We start from the raw sequence: 484 nt of genomic DNA, 5'->3' as shown, positions 1-484 counted from the left end.
AGAACTTTATCACACGAACTACTACAAAGAGGTCAAAGAGAAAAACAGAGTGTACTACGAATATTATTGCTTAGACAGAACAGAGGAAGTCCCGGCAGATTATAAAGAAATTTCTTTCGTCTGTTTAAGACCGGATGGTTGTCTGGAACTTCCAACTACTTTGGGAACTGTTTGCAGAAAGGTGGCAAAAACATTAGAGGGATTTGAAGGCTTTCATTTCCACCAGTTACGTCACACCTATACAAGCAACCTTTTAGCAAATGGAGCAGCCCCAAAAGATGTGCAGGAATTGTTAGGACACTCAGATGTCAGTACCACAATGAATGTCTATGCTCACTCCACAAGAGATGCTAAACGAAAATCGGTTAGGCTTCTTGATAAAGTGGTAGGCAATGATTAAAGAAATTCCCTTATTTCCCTTGTAATTATCTCATAAGGGCAAAAATAAGGGAAACTACATATCATTTCACTAATGGACAGGCGG

Annotated in this window: 1 protein-coding gene; it reads left to right on the top strand. The window is 39.5% G+C overall.

Features of this window, described 5'->3' with window-relative positions; translation table 11 throughout:
* Nucleotides 1–400: tyrosine-type recombinase/integrase (locus LJE09_RS17465; protein ID WP_227311615.1), on the top strand; the 400-nt coding region annotated here is incomplete at its 5' end.
* Between the last annotated feature and the right edge of the window lie 84 nt (nt 401–484).

It is taken from the genome of Blautia sp. DFI.3.45 (genome assembly GCF_020593505.1).
Lineage (GTDB): Bacteria > Bacillota > Clostridia > Lachnospirales > Lachnospiraceae > Blautia_A > Blautia_A wexlerae.
Note: the sequence above shows the minus strand (reverse complement) of the source record. Positions and strands in the feature narration are given on the sequence as shown.